Origin of the sequence: Streptomyces sp. CA-288835 (assembly GCF_050936385.1) — a bacterium.
In the GTDB taxonomy this organism is placed as follows: domain Bacteria; phylum Actinomycetota; class Actinomycetes; order Streptomycetales; family Streptomycetaceae; genus Streptomyces.
This window is the reverse complement of record NZ_JBNJMW010000001.1, coordinates 4,214,032-4,237,675: the sequence shown is the minus strand read 5'-3', so window position 1 is coordinate 4,237,675 and position 23,644 is coordinate 4,214,032. Positions and strand designations below refer to the sequence as shown.

Here is a 23,644-nt window from a genome sequence, read left to right as displayed (position 1 = left end):
CTCATAGTGCAAGGACCCCTCACGCGGCCCGGCACACCGATCGTGGCACCTCCTTGGAAGGATCAACCCTGACCATGACCATCCCCATGTCCGCGTCTACGCCCACGACTGCGGCCACGTCCACGCCCACATCCGCGGCCGCGTCCGGGACGACCCCGGAGCGCCCCCGGAACGCCGAGGTGGAGCTGAGCTACGACGCGACCGTTCCCCGCACCCTTGTGCACAGAGCCTCGATAGCCGAGGTCTTCGTCACCGACTCGGCCGAGACGGGCGAGGACAGCTTCGTCGTGGCCGCGCAGCTCCCGCGCGCCCATCTGATCGGGGAGAACTCCCCGCTGTACGACTTCACCCTGCTGGTGGAGGTGGTGCGTCAGGCCGGGGTCCTGGTCGCCCACCGCCATCTGGGGGTGCCTCTGGACTCCGCGTTCATCTTCCGGGACCTCGCACTCCGTACGACCGCGTTCGAGCCTTTACGCATAGGCCGGCGGCCTGCCGACGCGCGGATCAACATGGCCGTGCGGATCCGCCGCAACCGGGCGGGCCGGGTGCAGGGGTTCAGCTACACCGGGGACGTCGAGGTCGACGGACGGACCGCGATGCGGGGCGGGGGCGGGCTGCTGATCCTGTCCAAGACCGCTTACCTGGCCATGCGGAGCAGGCGGCAGGTGCCCGACCACCCCGGCTTCCTGCTGCCGCGCTTCACGGCGGCCGAACCGTGCGCCGTGGGGCGGCGCGACGCCCGGAACGTGTTCGTCACCCAGCCCGCCGCGGACACCGAACCGGGGCGGTTCTCCTGCCAGTTGGTGGTGGACACCAGCCATCCGCACGTCTTCGACCACCCGTTGGACCATGTGCCGGGCCATCTGCAGATGGAGGCCGCGCGCCAGCTGGCCGTCGCCGCCGTGGCCCGGCTGCACGCCCTCGACCCGTACAGCCTGTCGGTCGCCTCCATCGCCACCGACTTCACGGACTACGCGGAGCTGGACCGGATCACCAGGCTGCGGGCGACCGTGGACGGATTCCGCTGGGACGAGGAACTGGGCACTTTCACCACTCCGGTCGCAGTGGAAGCCGTACAGGAGGAGACGGTCACCACGGCCATGCGCCTTGATGTGGCACAGTGGGGTTGAACTTTAAAGGAATTGCTCGGTGGAGCTCCCCGGACAAACACTCCGTCAAGTAATGTTCCCGTCAAATAGATCGGTCCGGCCGTCCGAGCCTGACGGGGGAAGCATTTTGATACGCATCCTGCTCGCCGAGGACATGCACATGGTCCGTGGAGCACTGGTGGCTCTGCTGGCTCTGGAGGGCGACCTGAAGATCGTCGCGGAGGTCGAACGGGGCGACCGCATCGTCAGTACGGCACTGGACTGCACCCCCGACGTCGCCGTCATCGACGTCGACCTGCCCGGTCTGGACGGACTGAGCGCCGCGGCCCAGCTGGCGGAACAACTGCCCTCGTGCCGTACGTTGATCCTCACGAGCCTCGGCCGGCCGGGGACACTCCGCAAAGCGCTCGCGGCCCAGGTGAGCGGGTTCCTCCTCAAGGACGCGCCGGCGGACCGACTGGCCGACGCGGTGCGGCAGGTCGCGGCGGGACGGCGGGTCATCGACCCCCAACTCGCCCTGGCGGCCTTCGACAACGGCGAGAATCCGCTGACCCCCCGTGAGGCGGAGGTACTGCGGATGGCCGCGGACGGAGCGGAGGCGGCGGAGATCGCCGGCCGGCTGTTCCTCTCGGTGGGCACGGTGCGGAACTATCTGACGACGGTGGTCACGAAGCTCAACGCACGCAACCGGGTCGACGCGATCCGGGTGGCCCGGGAGAGCGGCTGGCTGTGAGGTGACGGGGCGGGTCGGTCTCGTCCGCCGGGTTGTTGGTGGTGGTCGGCTGCGGGTCCGTTGTGGTTGTCGCGCACTCGGGGACGGCGCCCGTTCACCCGGCGCCGCGGGTCGGTTGCCGGAGCGGGGCCACGGCCCGCACGATGAACCATCCCGCGTCGTCCAGTCCGGACGAGAGGCTGCCGCCGACTTTCGTCAGCCGGAACTGCAGGTTCCCCAGGCCGCTGCCGTCCACGATCCCCGGCAGGTCCTGAGGATAGTCCGGGGCCCACTGCACCCCGTCGTTGGCGATGGTGAGGACCAGCTCGCCCGAGTCGGTCGTACAGCTCTCGAGCCGACAGTGCTCCGCCTTGCTGTGGCGCAGCAGATTGGTGATGGCCTCCCGGAGCACGGTGGCCATGATGGTGTTCACCTCGTCCTCGGCGGGCTCGCCGCGGAAGTCCGCGGTCACCTGGATGCCGGCGGCCTCCAGGATCGCCTGCGCCGACACCGCCTCGGTGGTGAGCGACATGTCCCGGTAGCCGCGGGCGACCGTGCGGACGTCGGCCAGTGCCTGCCGGGAGATCTCCAGGATGCTCTTCAGTTCCTCTTGAGCGCGCTCGGGGTCGGCGGGTACGAGGCGCAACGCCAGTTCGCTCTTGAGGGTGACGGCCGACAGGCTGTAGCCGAGCAGGTCGTGCAGGTCCCGGGCGAACCGCAGCCGTTCCTGGGTGACGGCCAGCCGGGTGAGCTCCATCTGTGCCGTCTGCACGTCGACCACGAGTTGGGCGAGCCGGGTCAGCCCGTACACGATCAGCCCCGTCAGCACGGTGGCGACGGCGATGTAGACCGAGGTCGCGGCATTCATGCCCAGCATCGGCCCCGTGACGGCGGCCGCCGCGGCGACGAGCCCGAACAGCGGCCAGGCCACCACGGGCCGCAGCACCAGCAACAGGGAGGCGCCCAGGAACCCGGCCATGCCGCCCCACCCGAACCCCAGGGCGAACAGCGGCAGATAGGTCAGCAAGGCCTGCAGGGTGAGGGTCCAGCGGTACCAGCGGGCCCGGAAGTGCCGCAGACGGTACGAGGAGTGGACCAGCTGGAGAAGGAAGATGAGGCTGAAGCCGACGCCCGAGGCGACGAGGGTGAACGCGCTCGGCTCCGCGTCCAGGATGTTCAGGAAGCCCACCAGGACGAAGCCGCACTCGACGATCAGTACGAGACTCAGGGCGAGCCGGGGCGGCGGGGCGTTGAGGCCCAGCGCGCGAACCACCGCCGACAGGGCGGCACCACCGGCGCCGCCTGTGGAGAGGTCCCGTAAGGATGTGTCGCCGTCTCTCCCCGAAAACGGCGCGGCTGCCCTCATGAACGCCCCCACAACGCGTACTGGATCAAGTGCTGTCAGTGTATGCGGGGTTGTTGAAATAAGAAGGGGTATGTGTAGGACTCATGCGCCAACTGTGTGATTAATGGTGGGAGTTGGTGGCAGCTCGGACGGTGTACCCAGGATGAAGCCGCCGACGCTTGGCTCGATCCGCCAGTCGGTGCCGGTGGCGCGGGCGGCCAGTTCGATGTCGCCGCTGCCCAGGGCACATGGAGCCAGGCCCATCGCGGTGCCGATCAGATACAGGTTCTGGATCACCGCGCCGACGTGCGTGAGCGTCAGTGCGTAGGGCAGGCCGCTGTATTTCCAGGACAGGCGGTGGATGCGCGAGGTGATGGTCATGACCACGGCGGGTGGCGCGGCCAGCCCGGCCGCGATCTGCGCCTCCGCGAGCCGCTCGGACAGCGTCGAGTCCGTCCCGCTGTCGCCGAGTCGCACCAGGCAGTGCTCCAGCGGGGCGTAGTAGTAGGTGCCCGGCGGGATGTCGGTGCAGTCCCGGACGGTGAGATAGAACTCCAGCTCGTAGGCGCGGCCGCCGCTGGGATAGGGGCGGTCGGTGAAGGCTTCCTCGTACCGGCCCGCGCCGCGCGACTCGTACACGCTGCGAATCCTGAGCGCCCGGTACAGGAACTCGCCCAGCGCGGCGGCCGTGAGCCGGGTGGAGCCGTAGGACCGGATGCTGCGGCGCTCCTCGACCACGGTGGTCAGCGGGGGATCGCTCGCCGCCACCTCACTCAGGGAGGGCCGGGCGAGGGGCAGGCGCGGTCCTTCCGGCAGCGGCTTGACGGCCGGAGCGGGGGCCATGCGGTGGGCGAGCGGGTAGGTGGCGCCGAAGTCCGCGTCGTGCCGGCCGAGCGTCGAGCGGCTGTGGAAGAGCAGGTCGACGGCGGACCACGACAGCAGCGCCGGATCCTGGTCCTCGGCGAAGTGCGGGACCGCGCCGCCGTTGAGCGGGGTATCGCCGTGGGCGCCCTCTCCGTTGGGCCCGGTGCCGGGCACCGGTGACGGCTGTTCGGCGGGGACCACCATGCCGGTCGCCAGCAGATGCGCGACGATGCCGGCGATCGCCGGGACGGCCAGCGGTACGGCGGCCGCCATCGCGTCCACGGTGACCGGCCGGCCGAGCATGCTGACCACCAAGGCGGCCTCCGGGCCGTGCATCACTACGCGGTACAGCGACGCGGGGGACTCCAGGACAAAGCCCTGGCCCTCGCTGCGCAGGAACGCGAAGCGGGACAGCCGCACAGGATGGTGCCGGCCGGCCGCGACCGGCAGGTAACGGGCCGACTGGGCGATCGGGACCACCGACATCAGCAGCTGGTCCGACTCCTCCAGGCTCAGCGAGCGCACCACCAGGTGCTGCAGCCGGTGCAGCACCGCGAGGATCTCGGCCTCGGGGCCCCCGGCGGCCGGCCCGGCCGTGCGCCCTCCGGGTGAGGAGGGGCGCACGGCGTCGTCGGCCGCCGGCTCGTCCACCGCGTTGGCCAGCGAGACCGGGCCGAGGCTCATCCGGCGCAGCGCCTCACGGACCGCCGGGCCCGCCCCGCGCAACCGGACCTCCCCCCACCGTCCGGAGAGCACCACGGAACCGCTCGGACCGCTCGTGTCCACCACGACGTCCTCACGGAGCGACCAGAAGGAGACGCAGCGCCTCTCGGCCTGCGCGGTCACGGCTGTGCTGAACGACCTCTCGGCGGACATGGGGGGCTCCTGGTAGTGGATGGTCGACGGTGGTGGGGGACACCGTGGGGCTCGGACGAACAGGCTCAGACGAACATCAGACGAACAGGGGAACGGGATTGAGGGCGTCGTACGGCGTGGGCGCGGACAGCCGCCCCAGCCGCACCGGTACGTCGAACAGCCGGCCGGGGGCGAACCGGGCCCAGAAGTGGCGCAGCCCCGGCACGACGACCTTCACCACGGGGAGCCCGATGTCGGGCCTGGTCTGGTCGAGCACCAGCAGCTCCATGCCGTGCTCGCGCAGCAGTCCGATGACGGCCTCGATGTCGTCGCGCAGGTCAGGGCGGTACCGATAGCCGAAGTCGCCCGTACCACGCCCCGGTTGCTCGGGATCCGGCACCAGGTAGGGCTGGTTGCCGAGGGTCGCGCCCCACCACCAGCCGAGCAGCTCGGCGGCGGTCGAACCGTAGCCGCCGCCGTCGGGCCGGGCACCGGCCACCGCGGGCAGCAACTGGTTCATCTCGGTCAGGGCACGGCGCAGCGCGACGACCGGATCGAAGTGCGCGCCGAACCCGAGCATGATGTCCTCGGCCGGTTTGTCGGTGCGCCGTGACAGCGCGGCGAACACCGGAATGCCGAGATCCGAGGTGAGATCCAGGGCCCACACCTCCCGGTTCAGGTCCCGGTACGCGCCGAGCAGTTCCCCGGTCCAGCCGTCGCCGAAGCCGTCCGCACCGTCCAGGCGTACGCCGGGCTGCCGGGTGCGGTTGTACCACCACAGGGCCACCGCGTCCCGCTCGACGAGTTCCAGGAAGCCGTGCAGGATCGCGTCCTCCAGACTGCTCCCCGCGGCATTGCCGTTCGAGTCGGCGCGCAGGGAGCGGCGGCCGGCCACCGGCCCCGCCGCCCCGTCGGGCGCGCCCGGGAAGTACAGCATCCCGGTCGGCAGCAGCCGCTGCCGCTGCTCGGTGAACGACCACACGGGAGTCCAGTCGACCGGGGTCCGGTCGTCGAAGGGTTCGGGAACGTAATGGAACGAGCTGTGCAGGGCGTTCCACCGGTCGCGGTCGCGGAACTGCCGGGCGGCGAACAGCTGGCAGGCGTCCGGCGAGACGGCCGCGTCACCCAGGCCGCGCAGGCTGTCCCGGGTCCGCGGCTCGTCCCCCTGGAGGGTGCCGCTGTACCGCTCCAGTGCCTCGCACATGGCGCTCACCTCGGCATCCAGCGCGGTGGCGCCCTTGCCGCCGCTGAGCTGACGCAGACCGGCCCGTAGCCGTGCCAGGTCGGTTCCGCCCACCGCGGGATTGCGGCCGGCCAGATAGCAGTGCAGGGGCTCCGGTGCCCGGGGATCGCGGTGGATGTCCTCGATCACCCCGGTCACGGGGCTGACCAGATGCCGGTACCGGTCGTGGACCTCCTGAGCGGAAACCGCCCGGTGGCCGCCTGCGCCGTACGGGATTTTGGTCCGGGAGACGATCCGCACAGGCTGCCGCACCCGCCGCGCGACCAGACCGGGGTCGCCGCAGTCCGGGCACTGGGGGCGGCTGCGCAGCTCGTGGTGACGAGTCGTCAGGGAAAGGGTGTCCAGGGTGAGGACTGCGGACTGGCCCGGATGGCGGTAGCCGGCCAGCCACTTCGCCGCCTCCAGCACGGTGAGTTCCGTGGCCGCGGCCACGGAGCACGGCACCTGCGCGGCCGGCCGGGGAACCGGCCCGCTCAGGCCGAGGGCCCGCCGTACCGGGGCCTCGGACAGCCGGTGGCCGCGCAGCCGGTGGGCCAGACAGGACCAGCAGGGACCGGAGTCGGGCTGGAACACCGGCCCGACCCAGGCGGTGGAGCCACCGGGTCTGGCCAGCAGCCAGGGCAGCCCTGTGGCACGGTGCAGGGCGTCGATCTCGCGCAACTCGGGGTTCAGGTAGTCGTCGCAGACGACGAGGGACAGACCGGCGAGGTCTGTTCCGGCCGTGCGGTCGGCTCCACTCGTACGGACCGCTCCGCCGCCCCCCTCACCGGCCGTCGCCGCGAGCCCGGCCGCCCGGCACGCCCCCAGCACCCCTTCGGTGCCCGCACCGCCCACCGACAGGACGCGTATCCGGGAGGCGGTCAGTCGCCGGAGGGCCACCGTGCCGTCCAGTCCGGCCAGTTCCCAGTACGCGCGGGCGGGCCCCCGCGCGGAGTCGTGGGTCTCGTCGGCGATGACCGGGTCGGGTCCCGAATACCCCACGAGACCTGCCTGCGCGAGCCGCCCGATCAGCTGGCCCGCCCGCTCGGGAGGGATCTCGGGGGCCGCGTCGCGCAGGACGGACGGCAGGTCCCTGGTGCCGTCCAGCAGCGGCACCAGTGCCTCGATACGGTCGCCCTGAAGGGCCGTCACCCCTCGGTCGGAGAACAGATAGGCAGCGTCGTCGGCGACGACCTCCGCTCTCAGATGACTCCGGAACCCCACGCGCCGCCGGTCGTCCTTCGCGGGTGCAGGTGCGGTTGCCGTCGCAGATGTGGTCGCGGGTGTGGAGCGCTCGCCGAAGACGGCGGTCACCGCAGGACCGCCCGGGGCGCGGCAGGAGCGGTGCCGGACGCCGGCTCCGGAGGCAGATCGTCGGCGTTGAGGCAGAAGCAGGCCGCCGCATGCGCGGTCGCCGGCCGTGAGAGTTCCTCGATGGTGAGTTCGCCCGCCGGTCCCGGAGGCAGGTCGTCGGCGTTGAGGCAAAAGCAGGCCGCCGCATGCGCGGTCGTCGGGCGTGAGAGTTCCTCGATGGTGAGTTCGCCCGCCGGTCCCGGAGGCAGGTCGTCGGCGTTGAGGCAGAAGCAGCCCACCGCATGCGCGGTCGTCGGCCGTGAGAGTTCCTCGATGGTCAGTTCGCACGCCGGGTTCTCGGGCAGTGCGGGAGGCTGCTCGTCCGAGGCGAGCGTGACACCGAACTCGTCGAGCACCGACCGGGCATCCGCCCGGTAGCGCTGCGAGAGCCCCGGCTCCAGCCAGGTGTGTGCGACCAACTCCACGAGTCGCAGGTCCCGGCCGGACTGGGGGCCGGTGACCCCGGGGTCGTCCGTACCGGACGTGCCCACGGGAGCGAGAACGAAGCCTTTGTACACGGTGCCTCCGCATTCAACCTGTGTGTGGATCGGGAGCCGTCGTGAGTGGATCGGCACACAGAATTGTTCGGGCGTCCGGGCCGCTGAGGACAGTGTTCCTTTAATGGCTCTCATGTGAATCCGTCATGGGCCGTCACCTTGGTGATTCATGTGCGGCCGATGAAGCGCTCACTGGGGGCGGTACGGGCCGCCGTGCCATCGTTGAGCGCCTAGGAAGCCGAGCGGTTGTGGCCTGAGGGAGAACCAGATGGAGATCCGGGTTCTGGGGCAGTTCGTCGCCCAGCTCGACCGTACGTCCGTGGTACCCAGCGCGGCCAAGCCCCGTCAGGTGCTCGCCCTGCTGGCGCTGCACGCGGGCCAGGTCGTGACCGTCTCCACCCTGCTCGACGAACTGTGGGGGGACGCGCCGCCGCGCACCGCGCCCGCCACGCTCCAGACGTACATACGTCAGCTGCGCCGCATGCTGGCCTCGGCGCTGGGCCCGACCGCCGTGCGCGGGCCCAAGGACGTGCTGTGTACCCGCTATGGCGGTTACGCGCTGGACGTGGCCCGGCCCGCCGACGCGACGGAGTTCCAGAAGCTGTGCGTGGCTGGGCAGACGGCGCTCCGTGAGGGAGCCGCGCGCGAGGCCTCGCAGCTGCTGCACCAGGCGTTGGCGCTGTGGCGCGGGCCCGCCCTGGCCGACGTGCAGATCGGCCGGGCCCTGGAGATCGAGGCGGTGCGTCTTGAGGAGACCCGGCTCGGCGCCCTGGATGCCAGGATCGAGGCCGATATGCGGCTCGGCCGGCATGCCGCGCTGCTGGGCGAGCTGACCGCCCTGGCCGCCCAGCATCCGCTGCACGAGACCGTGCACGCCCAGCTGATGCTGGCGCTGTACCGTTGCGGCCGGCCCTCGCACGCCCTGGGCGCTTTCCAGCGGCTGCGCCGCTCCCTGATCCGCGAACTGGCACTCGAGCCGTCGACCCGGCTCCAGCGACTTCACCAGGCGATCCTGCAGGCCGACCCGACCCTGGAGTCACCGGCCCCGACAGCGGCCGACGGCGACGACTGGTTCGTCCCGCCCATGACGCCTGCTTCCGTCTGAGCCGGCCTGGTCGGCGTCTGCTTCTGGCTGAGCCGGCCTGGCCAGCGTCTGCTTCTGGCTGAGGCGTGCTCCGCCCGGCGACACCCTGCCCGGTTGTCCCCGCCCCGGCGAGCTGTCCGCCGCGGGACGGGGGCCCTTCTCCCGGTCGGCGCGGTCGGCCCCGGTCCGTGCCGTTTGGCGGGGCTTAGGGGTCCTTGTGCAAGGGGCCCTTAAGCGCTGCTCCCGACGCTGTGGGCACTGCGGGCCTCGGTCATTCGGTGGCCACCGCGAACCGAGAGGAGTTCCGGGCACTATGACGCGATACCTGAGGCGCGGTGGCACGGGCCACGACGGCCGCCTCCGTATGTTTTGCTTCCCCTACGCCGGCGGCGGCGCCTCCGCCTACGCGGGGTGGCAGCGCCGGCTGGGAGCCGAGGTGGAGGTGTTGCCGGTACAACTGCCAGGCCGCGAGGGCCGGATGGCGGAGCCCCGCTTCACGGACCTCTCCGCGCTCGTGGCGGACCTGGACCGGGAACTCGGCGAGGAACTCGACCGTCCCCACGTGCTGTACGGGCACAGCATGGGCGCCCTCGTCGCCTTCGCCCTGGCTCAGCACCGCCGGGCCCGTGGCGAACGGCTGCCCCTCGCCCTCCTCCTCGGAGCCCACCGCGCCCCGCACCTTCCGGCCCCGCCGATCACCCGCTGCTACCGGGCGGACGACAGGGAACTGGTGCGTGGCCTGGCCGTGTTGGGCGGTCTGCCCCGGGTACTGCTGGACCGCCCGGACTGGCTGGCGGCGTTGCTGCCCGTCGTCAGGGGCGACCTGATGCTCTGTGACGGAGCCGGGAGCGTGGACCGTACCCCGCTGCCGATTCCGGTGCACACCTTCGCCGGGGTGGACGACCGGCTGGTGACCGTCCCGGAGATACGGGAGTGGTCGCTGTACTCCACCCGGGACAGCGAGACCCTGGTGGTGCCGGGCGGCCACTTCTTCATCCGGGAACAGGAGAACGTCTTTCTCGACCGGCTCTCGGACGTACTGAGTCGTTACGCCGAAACCGCCGGCCTGCTCGGCATGGACCTGGTGGGCGCGTCCGGCGACTGACCACCGGACTCCCGCGAAGCGGCCGCCTCTCCTCGAACACACCGAGGGAAGGCGGCCGTTCGTCGGTGGCCCGGGCCCGGAGGGCGGTACCACCCGGGCCGGACTTGCAGCCGCATCGCCCTCGTACTGGACGTACTTGGGTGATGCGGCCGTGCGGCGGTGGGGGCACCGCCCGCGCGAGCGAAGCCGAGCGTGGGGGAGCCCGTGCCAGGCGTCGTGCGCCCGCGAAGATCGGGGAGACAGGGCCTAGCCCTGCCGCACCCTGCCGGCCGCGCCGGTTTCGCTGAACGCACCGGCTTCGGCAGGCACACCGGCGCCGCCAGGTGTGCCGGTCCCGTCCGGCGTGCCCGATTCGCCGAGCGCGCTCGGCGAATGCCCGGCGCCGGCCGGCCCGGGCGCGTCCCGCAGACCGCCACGGCCGGGCATCAGCAGCGCGGCGACCGCCGCGCCGCCCGCCACGACGGCTGCCGCCACGGTCAGGCCGACGCCGGCGGCGTGGTCGAAGGCGGCCCTCGCGGTCGCGGCGATGCCCCGGCCGGTGTCGCCTCCGACACGGTCGGCGAGGGCCAGGGCGCTCTGCAGAGTGCGCCCGGCCGCCGGGGGCAGACCGGACTCCGACATGCCGATCGTGTAGCTGTGGGCGAGCACGCTCCCGACCACGGCGACTCCGAGCGCGTTGCCGAACTCCTGCATGGTCATGTCCAGCGAGCCGGTCGCCCCGGACCGTTCCGGCGGCACGAGGGACATCACGACGTCCGTAGTCGGCCCCATGGCCAGCCCGAAGCCGACCCCGGCCAGGACCAGTCCGACGAGCACCGGCGGATAACCGTCGCCCACCCGGCCGAGGATCAGCACGCCCGCGGCCCCGGTCGCCAGGCCGACGGCCACGCTCCCGCCCGGACCGACGCGGCGGACCACCGCCGGGCACACCAGCGTGCCGAGCAGCACCGCGAACGCCACCGGCATCACCGCGAGCCCGGCCTGCAGAGCCCCGTACCCGAAGGCGAACTGCAGTCGCTGGGTGAGTACGAAGAGCGTGCCCGCCAGACCGAACATCAGCAGAAGGATGCTCACGCTCGCCCCGATGAACGGTGCCCGGCGCAGCAGGGCGAAATCGACCATCGGGTACGGGTGTTGACGCTCCCACAGTACGAAGCAGACAGCCGCGACGGAGGCGACCGCGAAGCCGGCGACCGGCCCCGCGGAGGCCCAGCCGTGCTTCGACGCCTGGATCGTGCCGAACACCAGCCCCACCATGACGCCCGTGCCGAGGAGCGCGCCCAGCGGGTCGGGCCGACGCGGCGAGGGGTCGGACGACTCCGGCAGCAGCAGAGCTCCGGCGACCAGAACCACGGCCACCGGAACCAGGTTCACCAGGAAGATCGACCCCCACCAGAAGTGGCTGACCAGAGCGCCACCGACCACCGGACCGGCCGCGACTCCCAGCGCGGAGGAGCCGCTCCACACACCTATCGCCCGGGCCCGTTCGGCCGGAGGGAAGACGGCGACCAGGACGGCGAGTGTGCCCGGCATGATGCACGCCGCCCCCAGCCCCATCAGGATGCGTGCCGCGATCAGCTGGCCGGACCCGTCCGCGGTCATGCCCACCATCGAACCCACGCCGAAGACGGTCGTGCCGAGCAGGGTCGCGCGCTTGTGCCCGTACCGGTCCGAGAGCGTCCCGGCGGTGAGCAGCGCCCCGGCGAGGGCCAGGGCGTAGCCGTCCACGATGAACTGGATCTGCCCGACGTCGGCGTCGAGGCTCCGCATCATCGCCGGGATCGCCACGTTGAGCAGGCCATTGTTGAGCACGATCGCGAACAGGGCGAGGGAGAGCACACCGAGGATCCACCAGCGTCGGGGATCCGCGGATTCGGGGCTGTGCATCTGTCGGTCCTCCGTCATCGAAAGCGGGCACACCGGTCGCCGCCACCCTCCCGGGGCCCGCTGAAGGGGGACTTGCGGCGCGGCGCCACTGCGCGTCCGCGCCCTTCGAGAGCCCGTACGCCCTACGGTCCGTACGCCCCACGGCCCCCGGGCCCGACGGCTCGTACGCCCGACGGCCCGTACGGCCCACGGTCCGTACGCCACGCCAGCCGCTCAAGCGGCCCTTCAGCGGCACTCCATACGGTCACGCCCGGCGCTGCCCTCGGACGAGTGGCGGCGATCACCGAAGGAGGTGCCATGGAGATCCCGGTACGGCTGCGACAGGCCCGCTCCGCGCTGCTGCTGGTCTTTCTCGTCCACGGCGCGGTCTTCGCCCTGCTGGTCACCCGTATCCCGGCGATACAGGATCGGTACGGCCTCAGCGACGCCGCGCTCCCGCTGTTCCTCGCCGCCGTGCCGATCCTGGCCGGCGTGGGCAGCGTCACCGTTTCACGCGTGGTGCGCCGGGTCCCCGCCCCCGTCGTGCTGCGCGTGCTCCAGCCCGTGGTCTGTCTGGCACTGGCCGGGGTCGGGGCGGGCGAGGCCCTCTGGCAGCTCGCGGTCTGCCTGGGCGTCTTCGGGCTGGTGGTGGGCGCGCTGGAGGCGAGCCTGAACATGACAGGCATCGGGATCCAGCGCGAGTACGGGCGCAGCATCATGCTGGGCTTCCACGGTGCCGCGAGCCTAGGCGGCATCCTCGGCGCAGTACTCGCCTGGTCGGGAGCCCACTGGCAGCTCTCCCTGCTCACCCTCTTCGCCGGTTCGGTCGCCCTGTTGCTGCCGGCCGCGGTGGCGGTCGGCCCCTACCTCACCCGGCGGCGGGGCGGACCAGAGGGACCGGACACGGCGACCGAAGGCCGGGCCGCCGCCGAGCCGGTCGCTGGGTCCTCGTCCCCGAGTACTGCAACTGGGCCGGTTCGACGGCGTGCGGTTCCGTGGCGGCCGCTGCTGCCCCTCTGTCTGATCATGACCGTGGCCGTCGTCGCCGACTCCACCGCCACCAACTGGAGCGCCAAGTTCCTTGAGGACACCCTGCACAGCTCGGAGGCGATGGCGACCGTGCCGTACGCCCTCTACATGGCGGCCACCCTGGTGGGCCGCGGTCTCGGGGACGGCTGGGTGCAGCGGTGGGGAACAGTGGCCGTGGTGCGGGCGGGCGCCCTGCTCTCCGCTTGCGGCTTCGCCGTCGTCGCCACCGCGCCGGAACCCCTGACCGGTGCGTTCGGCTTCGCCGTTCTCGGGGCGGGGCTGTCCGTGATCATTCCTCAGCTCTTCGTGGTCGGTGCGCAGCGGTTGCCGGGGGCGGTGGACACCGCCGTGGCCCGCGTCAACCTCTTCAACTACGTGGGCTTCCTGATCGGCCCGCCCCTGGTCGGGGCCGTCGGGGCGGCCGTCTCCTACCGGGCGGCCATGTGCGTGCCGTTGGTCCTCATCCTGTGCGTCCTCCTCGTCACCCACTCGCTGGCCCCACCGGACCCGGCCGACTCCGACTCTGACTCCGGCTCCGCCTCGGGCGTTCCGCGGGAGGCGACCACGACCACCGCCGGCTGACGGCGCCGCGTCCCCCGGCGCGCCGTCCGCCCGGTCTGTGCCCCGGCTGCCCCGCAGCGGCAGCCGGGGCACAGACCGGTCCTGCTTCGAGCCGCCGCCGACACCGCATCCCCGCTTGCCTTCCGCGCTCTCCCCGGGCCACGTGTTCGCCCGCCGCATGCCCCCGGCAGGGGCACGCGGCGCGGGCAGGGGCGGGGAAGGTGAGCCAGACGCTCACGTGTCACGTGGCCGTCGCCCTTTGCCCCACCCCCGTCTTTAGCCAGGCCAAAGCACCAACCCCCACGATCCCAGCAGGGCGGATCCCAGGAGCCCGGCCGTGCGGCTCGGATGCCCGGCCGTCCGTGGGTGAGCCAACCGACGATGGGAGAACCATGCGCTGGGAAAGCGTTTACGTGGCGGGGACCGGGGCCTGGCTCCCCGAACCCTTCTCCGCCCGCGCCGCCGTGGAGGCGGGTGAGTACGACCCCGAGCAGTTCGAGGCGGACGGCCTGCTGTCCGTCCGGGTGGCGGGCGAGGACGTCCCGCCCCCCGACATGGCGGTCCAGGCCGCCACCACCGCCCTCAAGCGGTCAGGTCTCGACGCCGGGACCGTACGGCTGCTGCTGCACAACTACGTCTGGTTCCAGGGCCAGACCATGTGGCCGGTGGCGTCGTACGTGGCCGACCACGCCGTCCACCCGGGCGTGCCCGCGTTCGAGGTGAAGCAGGAGTGCAACGCCGCGATCGGCTCGCTGGAACTCGCCGCCCGTCATCTGACCACCGAGCCGGACGAGGCCGCGGCCGTGCTCACCACCGCCGACCGCTTCGCCGAGCCGCTGATCAACCGCTGGACCGCGGAGGCGGGGCTCGTGTACGCGGACGGCGGCACCGCGCTGGTGCTCTCCAACCGGGGCGGCTTCGCCCGCGTGCTGTCGACCGTGACCCGCGCCGACAACCGGATGGAGGCGCTGGCCCGGGGCTCCGGCCTCACCCCGCTGCCCACGCAGGAGCCGTACGACCACGCCGCCCGGTTCGCGCACTACATGCGCGCCCAGGGCAACATCCGGGAGGCCACCGACCGGCTGGTCGCCATGGTCAAGGGCGCCGTCGACGACGCCTTGGCGGAGGCCGGGACCTTGGCGGCGGACCTGGCTTGGGCCGTCATCCCCACCGGCGGCCGCAGCAAGATGCAGTGGCAGGCCGAGCAGTTGCTGGGAGTGCCGGAGGAGCGCACCACCTGGGAGTTCGGCCGGCGCACCGGACACCTCGGTGCCGGCGACCAGTTCGCCGCGCTGAACGACCTCGCCGAGACCGGGGCCCTGCGTCCGGGCGACCGCGTGCTGATGCTCTCCGCGGGCCCGGGCACCGCCAGCTGCGCCGTCCTGGAGATCCTCCACACACCGGGCTGGGTGTCCCCGGCCGCCGGCCCGCAGTCACCCGAGGAGCAGCGATGACCGCGACCATGATCGGATCCCTCCCCGCCACGGCACTGATCGACAACGCCGTCGGCACCGAGACCGCCCCCCGCGTCGAGAACGCCGCCGAGGTCTTCCTGACGGCGGCCGTGGCCCGGCACCCCGACGCCCCGGCTGTGCGCGACCGCTACGGACGGTGGACCTACGCCGAACTCGACGCCGCCGCCGACTCCTTCGCCCGCGTGCTCGACGGCTACGGCATCCGGCCCGGCGACCGGGTGCTGGCCCGCGTCGACAGCATCCGGGAGTTCGCCGCCCTGCTCTACGGGACCTGGCGGGCCGGAGCCGTCCTGGTGCCGATCAACCCGGGCATGAAGGCGTTCCACCTGCGGGCGGTCCTCGCCGACTCCCAGCCCTCGCTGATCGTCGTTGAGAGCGGGGAGCGCACCGGTGCCGACGGTCTGACGTGGCCCTCGGAGGTGCCGGTCGCCGTCGCCACCGAGCTGGACCTGTCCGGACCCGCCGACCCGGCCGCCCGTACCGAGACCGAGGTCCCCGCCGACCGGCTCGCCCTGCTCATCTACACCTCGGGCAGTACCGGGTTGCCCAAGGCGGTGGCCTGTCCGCACGGTCCTGTGGCGTTCGCCGCCCGCGCCATCCAGGCCCGGCTGAATTACCGCCCGGACGACATCGTGCTCACCGCCGTCCCGCTCTCCTTCGACTACGGCCTCTACCAGGTCCTGCTCGGCGCGCTGGCCGGCGCCGAACTGCTGCTGTCCGGACCTGCCGACCACGCACGCCTGCTGGGCTTCGCCCGGGACCACGGCGCGACCGTCGTACCGCTCGTGCCGTCGCTGGGCGAACTGCTGGTGAAGCTCGCCCTCCGTGACCCGCGGCCCACCCGGATCCGGCTGTTCACCAATACCGGGGCCGCGCTCAACGCCCCGCTCATCGCCTCGCTCCGGGAGACCTTCCCCGGCGCGTCGGTGGCGCCCATGTACGGCACCACCGAGTGCAAGCGGATCACGATCCTGGAGCCCGACGGTGACCTGGCCCGCCCCGGCTCGGTCGGGCCCGCCCTGCCCGGCACCGAGGTCCTCGTCGTCGACGACGACGGGCGAGTCCTCCCGACGGGGGAGACCGGCGAGATCGTGGTGCGCGGCCCGCACGTGATGGCCGGCTACTGGCGGGCCCCGGAGCAGACCGCCCAGCGCTTCCGCCAGGCCCCGGACGGCGGCCCGGTCACCCTGCACACCGGTGACTACGGCCGGCTCGACGAGGACGGGCACGTCTACTTCCAGGGTCGTAGGGACGACCTGTTCAAACGGCGCGGCTCGCGGATGAGCGCCGTCGAGATCGAGGCCGCCGTGCTGGACATCGACGGCGTACGGGAGTCCGCGCTGCTCGTCCCGGAGGGCGACCGCGACATGGCCCTCTTCGTCGTCCCCGAGACCCCGGACGTGACCGGCGAACAGGTGCTGGCCCGGCTCGGCGAGCGCCTCGAAGCGGCCAAGGTTCCGGATGAATGCCACATTCTGACCGCCCTGCCGCTCACCCCCAACGGCAAGACCGACCGCAAGGAGCTGCGCCGGCGGCTCATGGAGGACACCGATGTCCACTGACCAGGACCTCACCGGGCGCCCCGGCGACGAGCAGACGCTCCGGCGTCTCGTCGACCGGTACGGCAGCCCGCTCTACGTCTACGACCTGGCCCGAGTGCGGTCCGCCCTGGAGGACCTGCGGGCGGCCCTGCCCCAGCCGTCCCGTGTCTACTACTCGCTGAAGGCCAACGCGCACCCCGACCTCGTCGCCGAACTGCGCCGGGGCGGGGCCCGCGCCGAGGTGACCTCACGCGGGGAACTGGCCGCCGCCCTGGAGGCGGGCCACCCGGCGGCGGAGCTGATGTACTCCGGTCCCGGCAAGGTCCCCGCGGAACTCGACGAGGCGATCGCGGCGGGGATGCGCACCTTCTCCGCCGAGTCCTTCGGCGACCTGGAGCGGATCGGGGCCGCCGCGGACGCCCGGGGCGTGACCGCGGACTGCGTGCTGCGGATCAACGCCGCCGGCGCTCCCGGCCAGGCCGGGCTGCGGATGACCGGCGGCCCGTCCCAGTTCGGGTTCGATCTCGACGACCTGGCGGAGCACGGGGCCCGGCTCCTGGTGAAGGGCGTCCGGATCATCGGCATGCACTTCTTCCCGCTCACCAACGCCCGGGACGAAGACGGTCTCCTCGCCGAGCTGGCCCAGAGCGTGCGCACCGCCGCACAGCTCCGTGAGGAACTCGGCATCCCGCTGCACCTGCTGGACCTGGGCGGAGGGTTCGCCGCCCCGTACGCGACCCCCGGCGAGCGGCCCGTATACCCGGGCCTGCGCACCGCGCTGACCACCGTGCTCGACGAGCACCTCCCGGGCTGGCGGGACGGCGAACCGGTGGTCGCCTTCGAGTCCGGGCGTTACCTGGTCGGCGACAGCGGACGGCTGGTGGTCACCGTCACCGATGTGAAGAACAGCCGCGGCAACACCTACGCGGTGCTCGACTCCGGCATCAACCATCTGGGCGGACTGTCCGGCCTGGGCCGTCTCCTGCCGCTCTCCGCCCAGCCGCTGACCGTCCCCGACCGGGCGCCGGACGGGACCGGGACCGACGGACCGTCCCACGTGACCCTCGCCGGGCCGCTGTGCACGCCCGCCGACGTCCTGTCCCGCGCCGCCGAGCTGCCGGGCGTGCGCTCGGGAGACCTGCTGGTCTTCCCCAACGTGGGGGCCTACGGGCTGTCCGCGAGCCTGCTCGGATTCCTCGGCCACCCGGCCCCCGTCGAGGTCGTCGTGGACGGCGCCGAGACCGTGTCCGCCACCCGCCTGGCCCTGCGCCGCCACACCGCCGAACCCCGCACCGCCGAACCCCACAGCACCGCATCCCGTACGGAGGACACCACCGCCATGACCGATACGACGACGGGACCGGGAACGGTGCCCGCAGGACCGGCCGACGAGACGGCCGTGCCCTGGGACGAGGCATTCGAGACGCTGCTGAACGAGGTCCTGCCCCGGCTCGCCGCCAAGGGCGCCCTCACGCCCGACACCAGCCTCAAAGCGGCGGGACTGGACTCGCTCGCGATGGTGGAGGTCCTGGTCCGCGTGGAGGAGGTGTACGGGATCTCCATCCCGGACGCCGAACTGGTGGCAGCCACCTTCGCCACCCCGGCCACGCTGTGGCACGTCGTGTCCACCCTGCGCCAGGCCGTCGGGTCCGCCTGACCACCCGTCACCGACCCGAGAGGAGACCCCATGCAGTGGGAAGGCGTGTACGTCGCGGGGACGGGGGTGTGGCTGGGCGAGCCCGAGTACGCGCGGTCGGCCCTGGAATCCGGCGCGTACGACACGGAGCAGCACGCGGCGGACGAGATCCTGTCCGTCTCCGTCGCCGACGAGTCCATGGCCCCTCCGGACATGGCCGTCCAAGCGGCGACGACCGCGCTCAAGCGCTCCGGACTGGACGCGTCCGACGTGGATCTGCTGATCCACAGCGGCATCTGGTTCCAGGGGGTCGAGATGTGGCCGGCCGCCTCGTACGTGGCCGGGCACGCCCTGCGCGGGGGCGTGCCCGCCTTCGGCCTGGAGCAGGAGTGCAACGGCGGCCTCGGCGCGCTGGAGATCGCGGCCCGCCAGGTCGCCGCGCGCCCAGGGGCCGGAGCCGCGATGATCACCACCGCCGACCGGTTCGGCGCACCCCTGGTGCAGCGCTGGAGCAGCGAACCCGGCTTCGTGTACGGCGACGGCGGCACCGCGCTGCTGCTGTCCGCCCGGGGCGGCTTCGCCCGGCTGCTGTCCACGGCCACCGGCGCCGACAACTCCTTGGAGGCCGTGGTGCGCGGACCCGGACTGCGACCGCTGCCCTCGGGCGAACCCCTGGACCTGCTGGGCCGGGTGGGGCACTACGCGCGCGCCCACGGCAGCGTCCGGGAGGCCACGGAGCGGGTCGCGGCGGTGATGAACACGGTCGTGGACACCGTGCTGGCCGACGCCGGCATCGGCAGGACGGACGTGGACCGGGTGGTGACCCTGGCCAGCGGGCGCAGCCGGCTGGAGTGGCAGGTGCCGCAGTTGCTCGGCCTGCCGGTGGAGCGGTCCACCTGGGAGTTCGCCCGCAAGGTGGGCCACCTGGGCGCCGGCGACCAGATCGCCGGGTTCAACGACCTGGTGGAGCGCCGGGAGTTGGGCCGGGGCGACCGGGTGCTGTTCGTCGGCGGCGGCTCGGGCTTCAGTTGCACCTGTGCCGTACTGGAGATCCTCGACGTACCGGACTGGGAGCCCTCGGGCAGCGGGGAGTGACCGCGTCGGCGGTGGGAAGAATGCACCCGCCACCTGCGGCTTCAGCGGTTCTCCAGCGACCCGCCGGATACTCCACTGTTCGACGACTCGTGTCGTACGGCCAGGACGGCTCGTACGGCCGCAAGCGCTTCCACGGCCAGGACGGCCGGCCTGGCCGAACCGCCTCGACACCGAGGAGAGATGCAATGGTGATGACCGGACCCACGGGCGCGACGAGGAGTTCCACCCCGGCTCCGCTGCGCCTTGCCTGGGGTGTCCTCGGGGCAGTGCTCCTGCTCTGGGACGTCTTCGAGGTGGTCAAGCACATGGGCTGGGTGATCCCGGGGGCCGCCCTCGGCGCGGCCGTGCCCTTCCTCGCCCGGCTTGCCGGGCTGGGCCAGGCACACGCGCCGGGTCAGCTGGCTCCCCGGGCCGTGCCGCTGCACAACCTGCTCAACCGTGCCGTGATCCCGTTCGCCGTCATGGTCGTCTTCACGTTCCTCGGGGACGCGCCGGAGGACATCGCGGCCCCCTTCACCTTCGGAATGAGCTGGCTCACCAGCATCGCGTTCGCCCGCGCGCTGGGCTTCGGCCTGCGCACACCGGACGGCTGGCAGCGCTGAACCCGAGCGGTACCACTCAAGGCCCGCAGCCCCTCCTCCCCCGGGGGCTGCGGGCCTGCCGCATGCGCGCGGCGGGGTCTGCCGCACCGGTCTCATCAGACGGCCTTTATCGGTGCGCAAGGCACTCCTGCGACTGTCACCTGACAGCCCGACATGTCTGCGAACTCCGAAGCCCTGGAGGCCACCCGATGGACACCGCCTCAGCGCCCCCCGCCGCCACCGAGACCGAGACGGACGCGGCACTGCAGTACCCCTTCCACCGCCCTTCGGCGGTGGAGGTGCCACCCGTCTACGATGAACTGCGTGCCAAGTGCCCCGTGGCCAAGGTCCAGTTGCCCAGCGGTGACGAGGGATATGTGGTCAGCCGCTACGACGACGTCCGTACCGTTCTGGCCGACCCCCGCTTCAGCCGGGCCGCGATGCTGGCCGAGGGGGCCCCGCGGCTCACCGCGGCCCCGCCTATGCCGGGCAGCCTGTTCACGATGGACCCGCCCGAGCACACCAGGCTGCGCAAGCTCGTCTCGCGCGAGTTCACCGCGCGCCGGGTGCAGAACCTGCGCCCGCGGATCCAGGAGCTCACCGACGAGTTGCTGGACGAGATGGAGAAGCTGTCCCCGCCGGTCGACCTCAACCCCGTCTTCGCGTTCCCGCTGCCCGTGATGGTCATCTGCGAGCTGCTCGGCGTGCCCTTCGAGGACCGGGACCGCTTCCGCGGCTGGTCCGACGCCTTCGTCTCGCTCACCGCGCACACCGCCGACGAGGTCATGGAACAGCGGATGTCGATGGTCCAGTACCTCGCCCAACTGGTCCAGCGCAAGCGCGAGGAGCCCGCCGACGACCTCATGAGCGCCCTGGTCTCCGTCCACGACGAGGACGGAGACCGGCTCAGCGAGCACGAGCTGATCACCATGGGCATCACGCTGCTGGTGGCCGGGCACGAGACCACGGTCAGCATGATCGGCAAGTGTGTGCTGACCCTGCTGCGGCACCCCGAGCACCTGGCCGCGCTGCGGGAGCGGCCCGAGATGATCGACCACGTGGTGGAGGAGCTGCTGCGGATCAACCCCATCGGCGACGGCGGCCCGTTCCGCGTCACCCTGGAGGACGTGGAGATCGCGGGCACCACCATCCCCAAGGGCAGCGGTGTGATCGCGGCGGTCGCCTCCGCCAACCAGGACCCGGCCCGCTTCGGGGAGGCGCCCGATGCCTTCGACCCCTCGCGGACCTCGGCCACCGCTCACCTGGCGCTGGGCCACGGCCCGCACTTCTGCCTGGGCGCCGCACTCGCCCGCGCCGAGCTGCAGATCGCCGTCTCCTCACTGATCCGCCGCTTCCCCCGGCTGAGCCTGGCCGACGAGGTCGGCAACCTCTCCATGACCAGCGGCATGATGGTCCACGCCCTGAGCCGTCTGCCCGTCACCTGGTGAACCGCCGCCGGTGAACGCGCCGCTGCCCGGGTCCCCGACGGGGGACCCGGGCAGCGGTCTGTCGTGACCTGTCCCGTGCCGGCGATCAGGCGTGCGAGGCCGGCCGCCGCACCACCCGCGGGGCCACGGTCGGACCAGGCTCCTGCACCTGGAAGTACGCCCTGGCCAGCACCCGCTGCTGCAGCGCCCGGTTGTGGTCCACGATCCGGTACAGGGACCGGCGGGCCAGACCGCCCAGCCGCCCGTCGAGGGCGAAGAGCCGCTCCTGGCGCAGCTGGAGGGCGCGGGAGAGTCGTACCGCCTCCTCCCGCGAGCGCTGGAACAGCTCGCCGGCCCGTACCAGTGCGGCCGTGCCGCCGCCGTCGGCCATCGCCTCGTCGACCAGCGGCGCCAGGGTGACGGCGTCGATGATCGCGTGATTGACGCCCTGTCCGAGGATCGGGGTCAGGGTGTGTGCGGCATCGCCCATGAGGATCAGACCGGGCATGGACCAGCGGGGCACCACGGTGGTGAAGATGTCCAGCATCGAGGTGTCCGACCAGGCCCGCACCTCCTTGCGCACAGACGCCGACAGCTCGGGAGCGAGCCGGTCAAGGCGCTCGTGCAGCGCGCCCAGACCCTGGGCGCGCAGATCCCTCAGGCCGCCCTTGGCGATGTTGAGGCCCACCCGCACGCTGTCCGGGTGGGTGGGGATGAACAGGCCGTGCTCGCCGCCCCGGATGCGGATGCGGTACGTATGGCTGTCCCACTCGCGAGGAAAGGGCAGCCGCAGCCAGATGACGTCCCGGTCCAGCGGCTGCTTGTCGTACGGCAGCCCGGACATCTCCCGGACCTTGCTGAACCGCCCGTCGGCCGCCACCGTCAGGCCGGCCCGCACGACGAGCTCGCCATCGGGCGTGCGGGCGCGTACCCCGGTCACCGGGCCGCTGTCGCCCCGCTCCCTGAGCAGGCCCACGGCGGTGGCCGACTGACGCAGCGTGAAACCCGGGTGCTCCCGTCCGGCGTCGGCGAGGGCGGACAGCAGAGCGGGCTGGGGCAGTTCCACCGGGTACGGGTGGGGGTAGGGGAAGTCGGCGAAATCGACGCCCAGCACGGTGCTGCCGGAGTCGAGGATTTCCATGTGGTGCATCTGTGCGTACGTTCCGTCGAGCCGGTCGAGCAGTCCGAGCCGGTCGAGCAGCCACACCGAGTCCGGGGACACCGACTCGCCGCGGAACGACCGGTTGAAGTGTCCGCTCTGCTCCAGGACCACCACGGACACGGAACGCTTGGCGAGCTCCACGGCCAGGGTGAGCCCGGCGGGTCCCCCTCCGACCACGCACACCTGTGCGGTCAGCTCTGCTGTCATCGTTTTGCTGCCTCTCCAGGGAAAGTCATGGTCGGTCGATCGTGGGACCGCGGACTAAAGCTCCCCTTGCAGACAGCGGGTGACGAGGTACGGCGGGCCGGTCCGGGTTCCGGTCCAGGTCTGGGGCCAGGCTGCAAGGACCCCTCAGTCCAGGTCTCGTGACGGAACGCCGGACGACTCCACCCTGGCCTTCAGGGCGTCGGTGAGGTGCCGGAAACCCTGCTCGGACGGGGTGATGACGGAACCGGCCAACGGCACGAGCAGTCCGCTGAAGCGCTCGGTCTGCAGCACATGCGTACCGCCGTCGCGCGGGCTCAGCTCGAAGCTGTGCACTCCATCGAAGACGCCGGGTACGCCGAACCGGCCGCGCCAGCGCAGCAGCCGCCCCGGTTCGCTCTCCAGCACGGTCGGCCGGAACACCATCTGCCGTCCGCTGCCCGGCAGTTGGAAGCGCAGGGTGAGCCGGGCGCCCGGCACCGCCCGCCCTGCTGCCTCGACGAGGAAGGGGTTCCACTCGTGGAACCGCTCGAAGTCGGTGAGGACCGCCCATACCTGGTCGGCGGTCGCGCGGATGTACACGGTGGACGAGATACGGCGCATGAGAGTCCTTCCAGGGGCGAACCAGGGGCGAACCGCGGGAGCGCGGCGAGATGGTCCCGTACGGGACGAGGAAAGGGCCGGTGCCGCCAGGGCCCGCCTCGCACTTTCCGGGCGCGCGGGCTACCCGGGTAAGTCCGGGGGGCCGGCGGTGAGTTGTGAGGAGGAGCGGGAGACCGACGCTACCGGTGGGCTGGAACCGGTGCAGCCCTTCGACTCCCCGGCTCCAGCGAGCCCCCAGCGCCGCTCCACAGGGACTGTGTCCGGCCGCTTCAGTGAGATTTCAGCGCCCTGTCCGAGTCTGGGTGTGCGCGCTGAAGC

The 23,644-nt window shown here is 72.1% G+C and carries 18 protein-coding genes; 11 read left to right on the top strand and 7 right to left on the bottom strand.

The window, feature by feature from the left end; genetic code table 11:
- Window positions 1-74 precede the first annotated feature (74 nt).
- Together ACQEVY_RS19005 and ACQEVY_RS19000 are read left to right on the top strand one after the other, a co-directional pair.
- Complete coding sequence (locus ACQEVY_RS19005; protein ID WP_432950006.1) at window positions 75-1,130, top strand: ScbA/BarX family gamma-butyrolactone biosynthesis protein; 1,056 nt, start codon at window positions 75-77, stop codon at window positions 1,128-1,130.
- Between the two features lie 106 nt (window positions 1,131-1,236).
- Window positions 1,237-1,842, top strand: coding sequence for a response regulator transcription factor (locus ACQEVY_RS19000; RefSeq protein WP_432950004.1), 606 nt, complete (start codon window positions 1,237-1,239; stop codon window positions 1,840-1,842).
- Window positions 1,843-1,936: 94 nt separating this feature from the next.
- Here ACQEVY_RS19000 and ACQEVY_RS18995 read toward each other — a convergent pair whose 3' ends face one another.
- The 4 genes from ACQEVY_RS18995 to ACQEVY_RS18980 all read right to left on the bottom strand — a co-directional run bounded on the left by ACQEVY_RS18995 (window position 1,937) and on the right by ACQEVY_RS18980 (window position 7,978).
- Window positions 1,937-3,187 carry a sensor histidine kinase gene (locus ACQEVY_RS18995; protein ID WP_432950002.1) on the bottom strand — a complete coding sequence of 417 codons (1,251 nt, stop codon included), beginning with the start codon at window positions 3,185-3,187 and terminating at the stop codon, window positions 1,937-1,939.
- An 81-nt stretch (window positions 3,188-3,268) separates the two neighbouring features.
- Window positions 3,269-4,906, bottom strand: a complete 1,638-nt coding sequence (locus tag ACQEVY_RS18990) for a SagB/ThcOx family dehydrogenase (protein WP_432950000.1) — start codon at window positions 4,904-4,906, stop codon at window positions 3,269-3,271.
- A gap of 76 nt (window positions 4,907-4,982) precedes the next feature.
- On the bottom strand, window positions 4,983-7,421 hold the full coding sequence (locus tag ACQEVY_RS18985; RefSeq protein WP_432949998.1) for a TOMM precursor leader peptide-binding protein: 2,439 nt from the start codon (window positions 7,419-7,421) through the stop codon (window positions 4,983-4,985).
- Window positions 7,418-7,978 (bottom strand): TIGR04351 family putative TOMM peptide, encoded by a 561-nt coding sequence (locus ACQEVY_RS18980; RefSeq protein ID WP_432949996.1) that lies wholly within the window; start codon window positions 7,976-7,978, stop codon window positions 7,418-7,420. The genes ACQEVY_RS18985 and ACQEVY_RS18980 overlap by 4 nt, the downstream gene beginning before the upstream one ends.
- 247 nt (window positions 7,979-8,225) lie before the next feature.
- Here ACQEVY_RS18980 and ACQEVY_RS18975 point away from each other — a divergent pair, with 247 nt between their 5' ends.
- Entirely contained in the window at window positions 8,226-9,062 is an 837-nt protein-coding gene (locus tag ACQEVY_RS18975) for an AfsR/SARP family transcriptional regulator (protein WP_432949994.1), read from the top strand.
- Between the two features lie 292 nt (window positions 9,063-9,354).
- Complete coding sequence (locus ACQEVY_RS18970; RefSeq protein WP_432949992.1) at window positions 9,355-10,146, top strand: thioesterase II family protein; 792 nt, start codon at window positions 9,355-9,357, stop codon at window positions 10,144-10,146.
- A gap of 246 nt (window positions 10,147-10,392) precedes the next feature.
- Here ACQEVY_RS18970 and ACQEVY_RS18965 read toward each other — a convergent pair whose 3' ends face one another.
- Window positions 10,393-12,033, bottom strand: coding sequence for an MFS transporter (locus ACQEVY_RS18965; protein WP_432949990.1), 1,641 nt, complete (start codon window positions 12,031-12,033; stop codon window positions 10,393-10,395).
- Between the two features lie 297 nt (window positions 12,034-12,330).
- Here ACQEVY_RS18965 and ACQEVY_RS18960 point away from each other — a divergent pair, with 297 nt between their 5' ends.
- The 7 genes from ACQEVY_RS18960 to ACQEVY_RS18930 all read left to right on the top strand — a co-directional run bounded on the left by ACQEVY_RS18960 (window position 12,331) and on the right by ACQEVY_RS18930 (window position 21,378).
- Entirely contained in the window at window positions 12,331-13,623 is a 1,293-nt protein-coding gene (locus ACQEVY_RS18960) for an MFS transporter (RefSeq protein WP_432949988.1), read from the top strand.
- 371 nt (window positions 13,624-13,994) lie between these two features.
- Window positions 13,995-15,056, top strand: a complete 1,062-nt coding sequence (locus tag ACQEVY_RS18955) for a ketoacyl-ACP synthase III family protein (RefSeq protein ID WP_432949986.1) — start codon at window positions 13,995-13,997, stop codon at window positions 15,054-15,056.
- The gene (locus tag ACQEVY_RS18950) at window positions 15,053-16,639 is read left to right on the top strand and encodes a class I adenylate-forming enzyme family protein (RefSeq protein ID WP_432949984.1); all 1,587 of its coding nucleotides are present in this window, start codon (window positions 15,053-15,055) and stop codon (window positions 16,637-16,639) included. The genes ACQEVY_RS18955 and ACQEVY_RS18950 overlap by 4 nt, the downstream gene beginning before the upstream one ends.
- Window positions 16,629-18,275: a phosphopantetheine-binding protein gene (locus ACQEVY_RS18945; RefSeq protein WP_432949983.1), complete on the top strand. Its 1,647-nt coding sequence runs from the start codon at window positions 16,629-16,631 to the stop codon at window positions 18,273-18,275. The genes ACQEVY_RS18950 and ACQEVY_RS18945 overlap by 11 nt, the downstream gene beginning before the upstream one ends.
- 30 nt (window positions 18,276-18,305) lie before the next feature.
- Window positions 18,306-19,349 carry a ketoacyl-ACP synthase III family protein gene (locus tag ACQEVY_RS18940; protein WP_432949981.1) on the top strand — a complete coding sequence of 348 codons (1,044 nt, stop codon included), beginning with the start codon at window positions 18,306-18,308 and terminating at the stop codon, window positions 19,347-19,349.
- Between the two features lie 191 nt (window positions 19,350-19,540).
- The gene (locus ACQEVY_RS18935; RefSeq protein WP_432949979.1) at window positions 19,541-19,951 is read left to right on the top strand and encodes a hypothetical protein; all 411 of its coding nucleotides are present in this window, start codon (window positions 19,541-19,543) and stop codon (window positions 19,949-19,951) included.
- Window positions 19,952-20,139: 188 nt separating this feature from the next.
- On the top strand, window positions 20,140-21,378 hold the full coding sequence (locus ACQEVY_RS18930; protein WP_432949977.1) for a cytochrome P450: 1,239 nt from the start codon (window positions 20,140-20,142) through the stop codon (window positions 21,376-21,378).
- An 85-nt stretch (window positions 21,379-21,463) separates the two neighbouring features.
- Here ACQEVY_RS18930 and ACQEVY_RS18925 read toward each other — a convergent pair whose 3' ends face one another.
- Window positions 21,464-22,726, bottom strand: a complete 1,263-nt coding sequence (locus ACQEVY_RS18925; protein WP_432949975.1) for an FAD-dependent oxidoreductase — start codon at window positions 22,724-22,726, stop codon at window positions 21,464-21,466.
- Window positions 22,727-22,870: 144 nt separating this feature from the next.
- Window positions 22,871-23,326 carry an SRPBCC family protein gene (locus tag ACQEVY_RS18920; RefSeq protein ID WP_432949973.1) on the bottom strand — a complete coding sequence of 152 codons (456 nt, stop codon included), beginning with the start codon at window positions 23,324-23,326 and terminating at the stop codon, window positions 22,871-22,873.
- Between the last annotated feature and the right edge of the window lie 318 nt (window positions 23,327-23,644).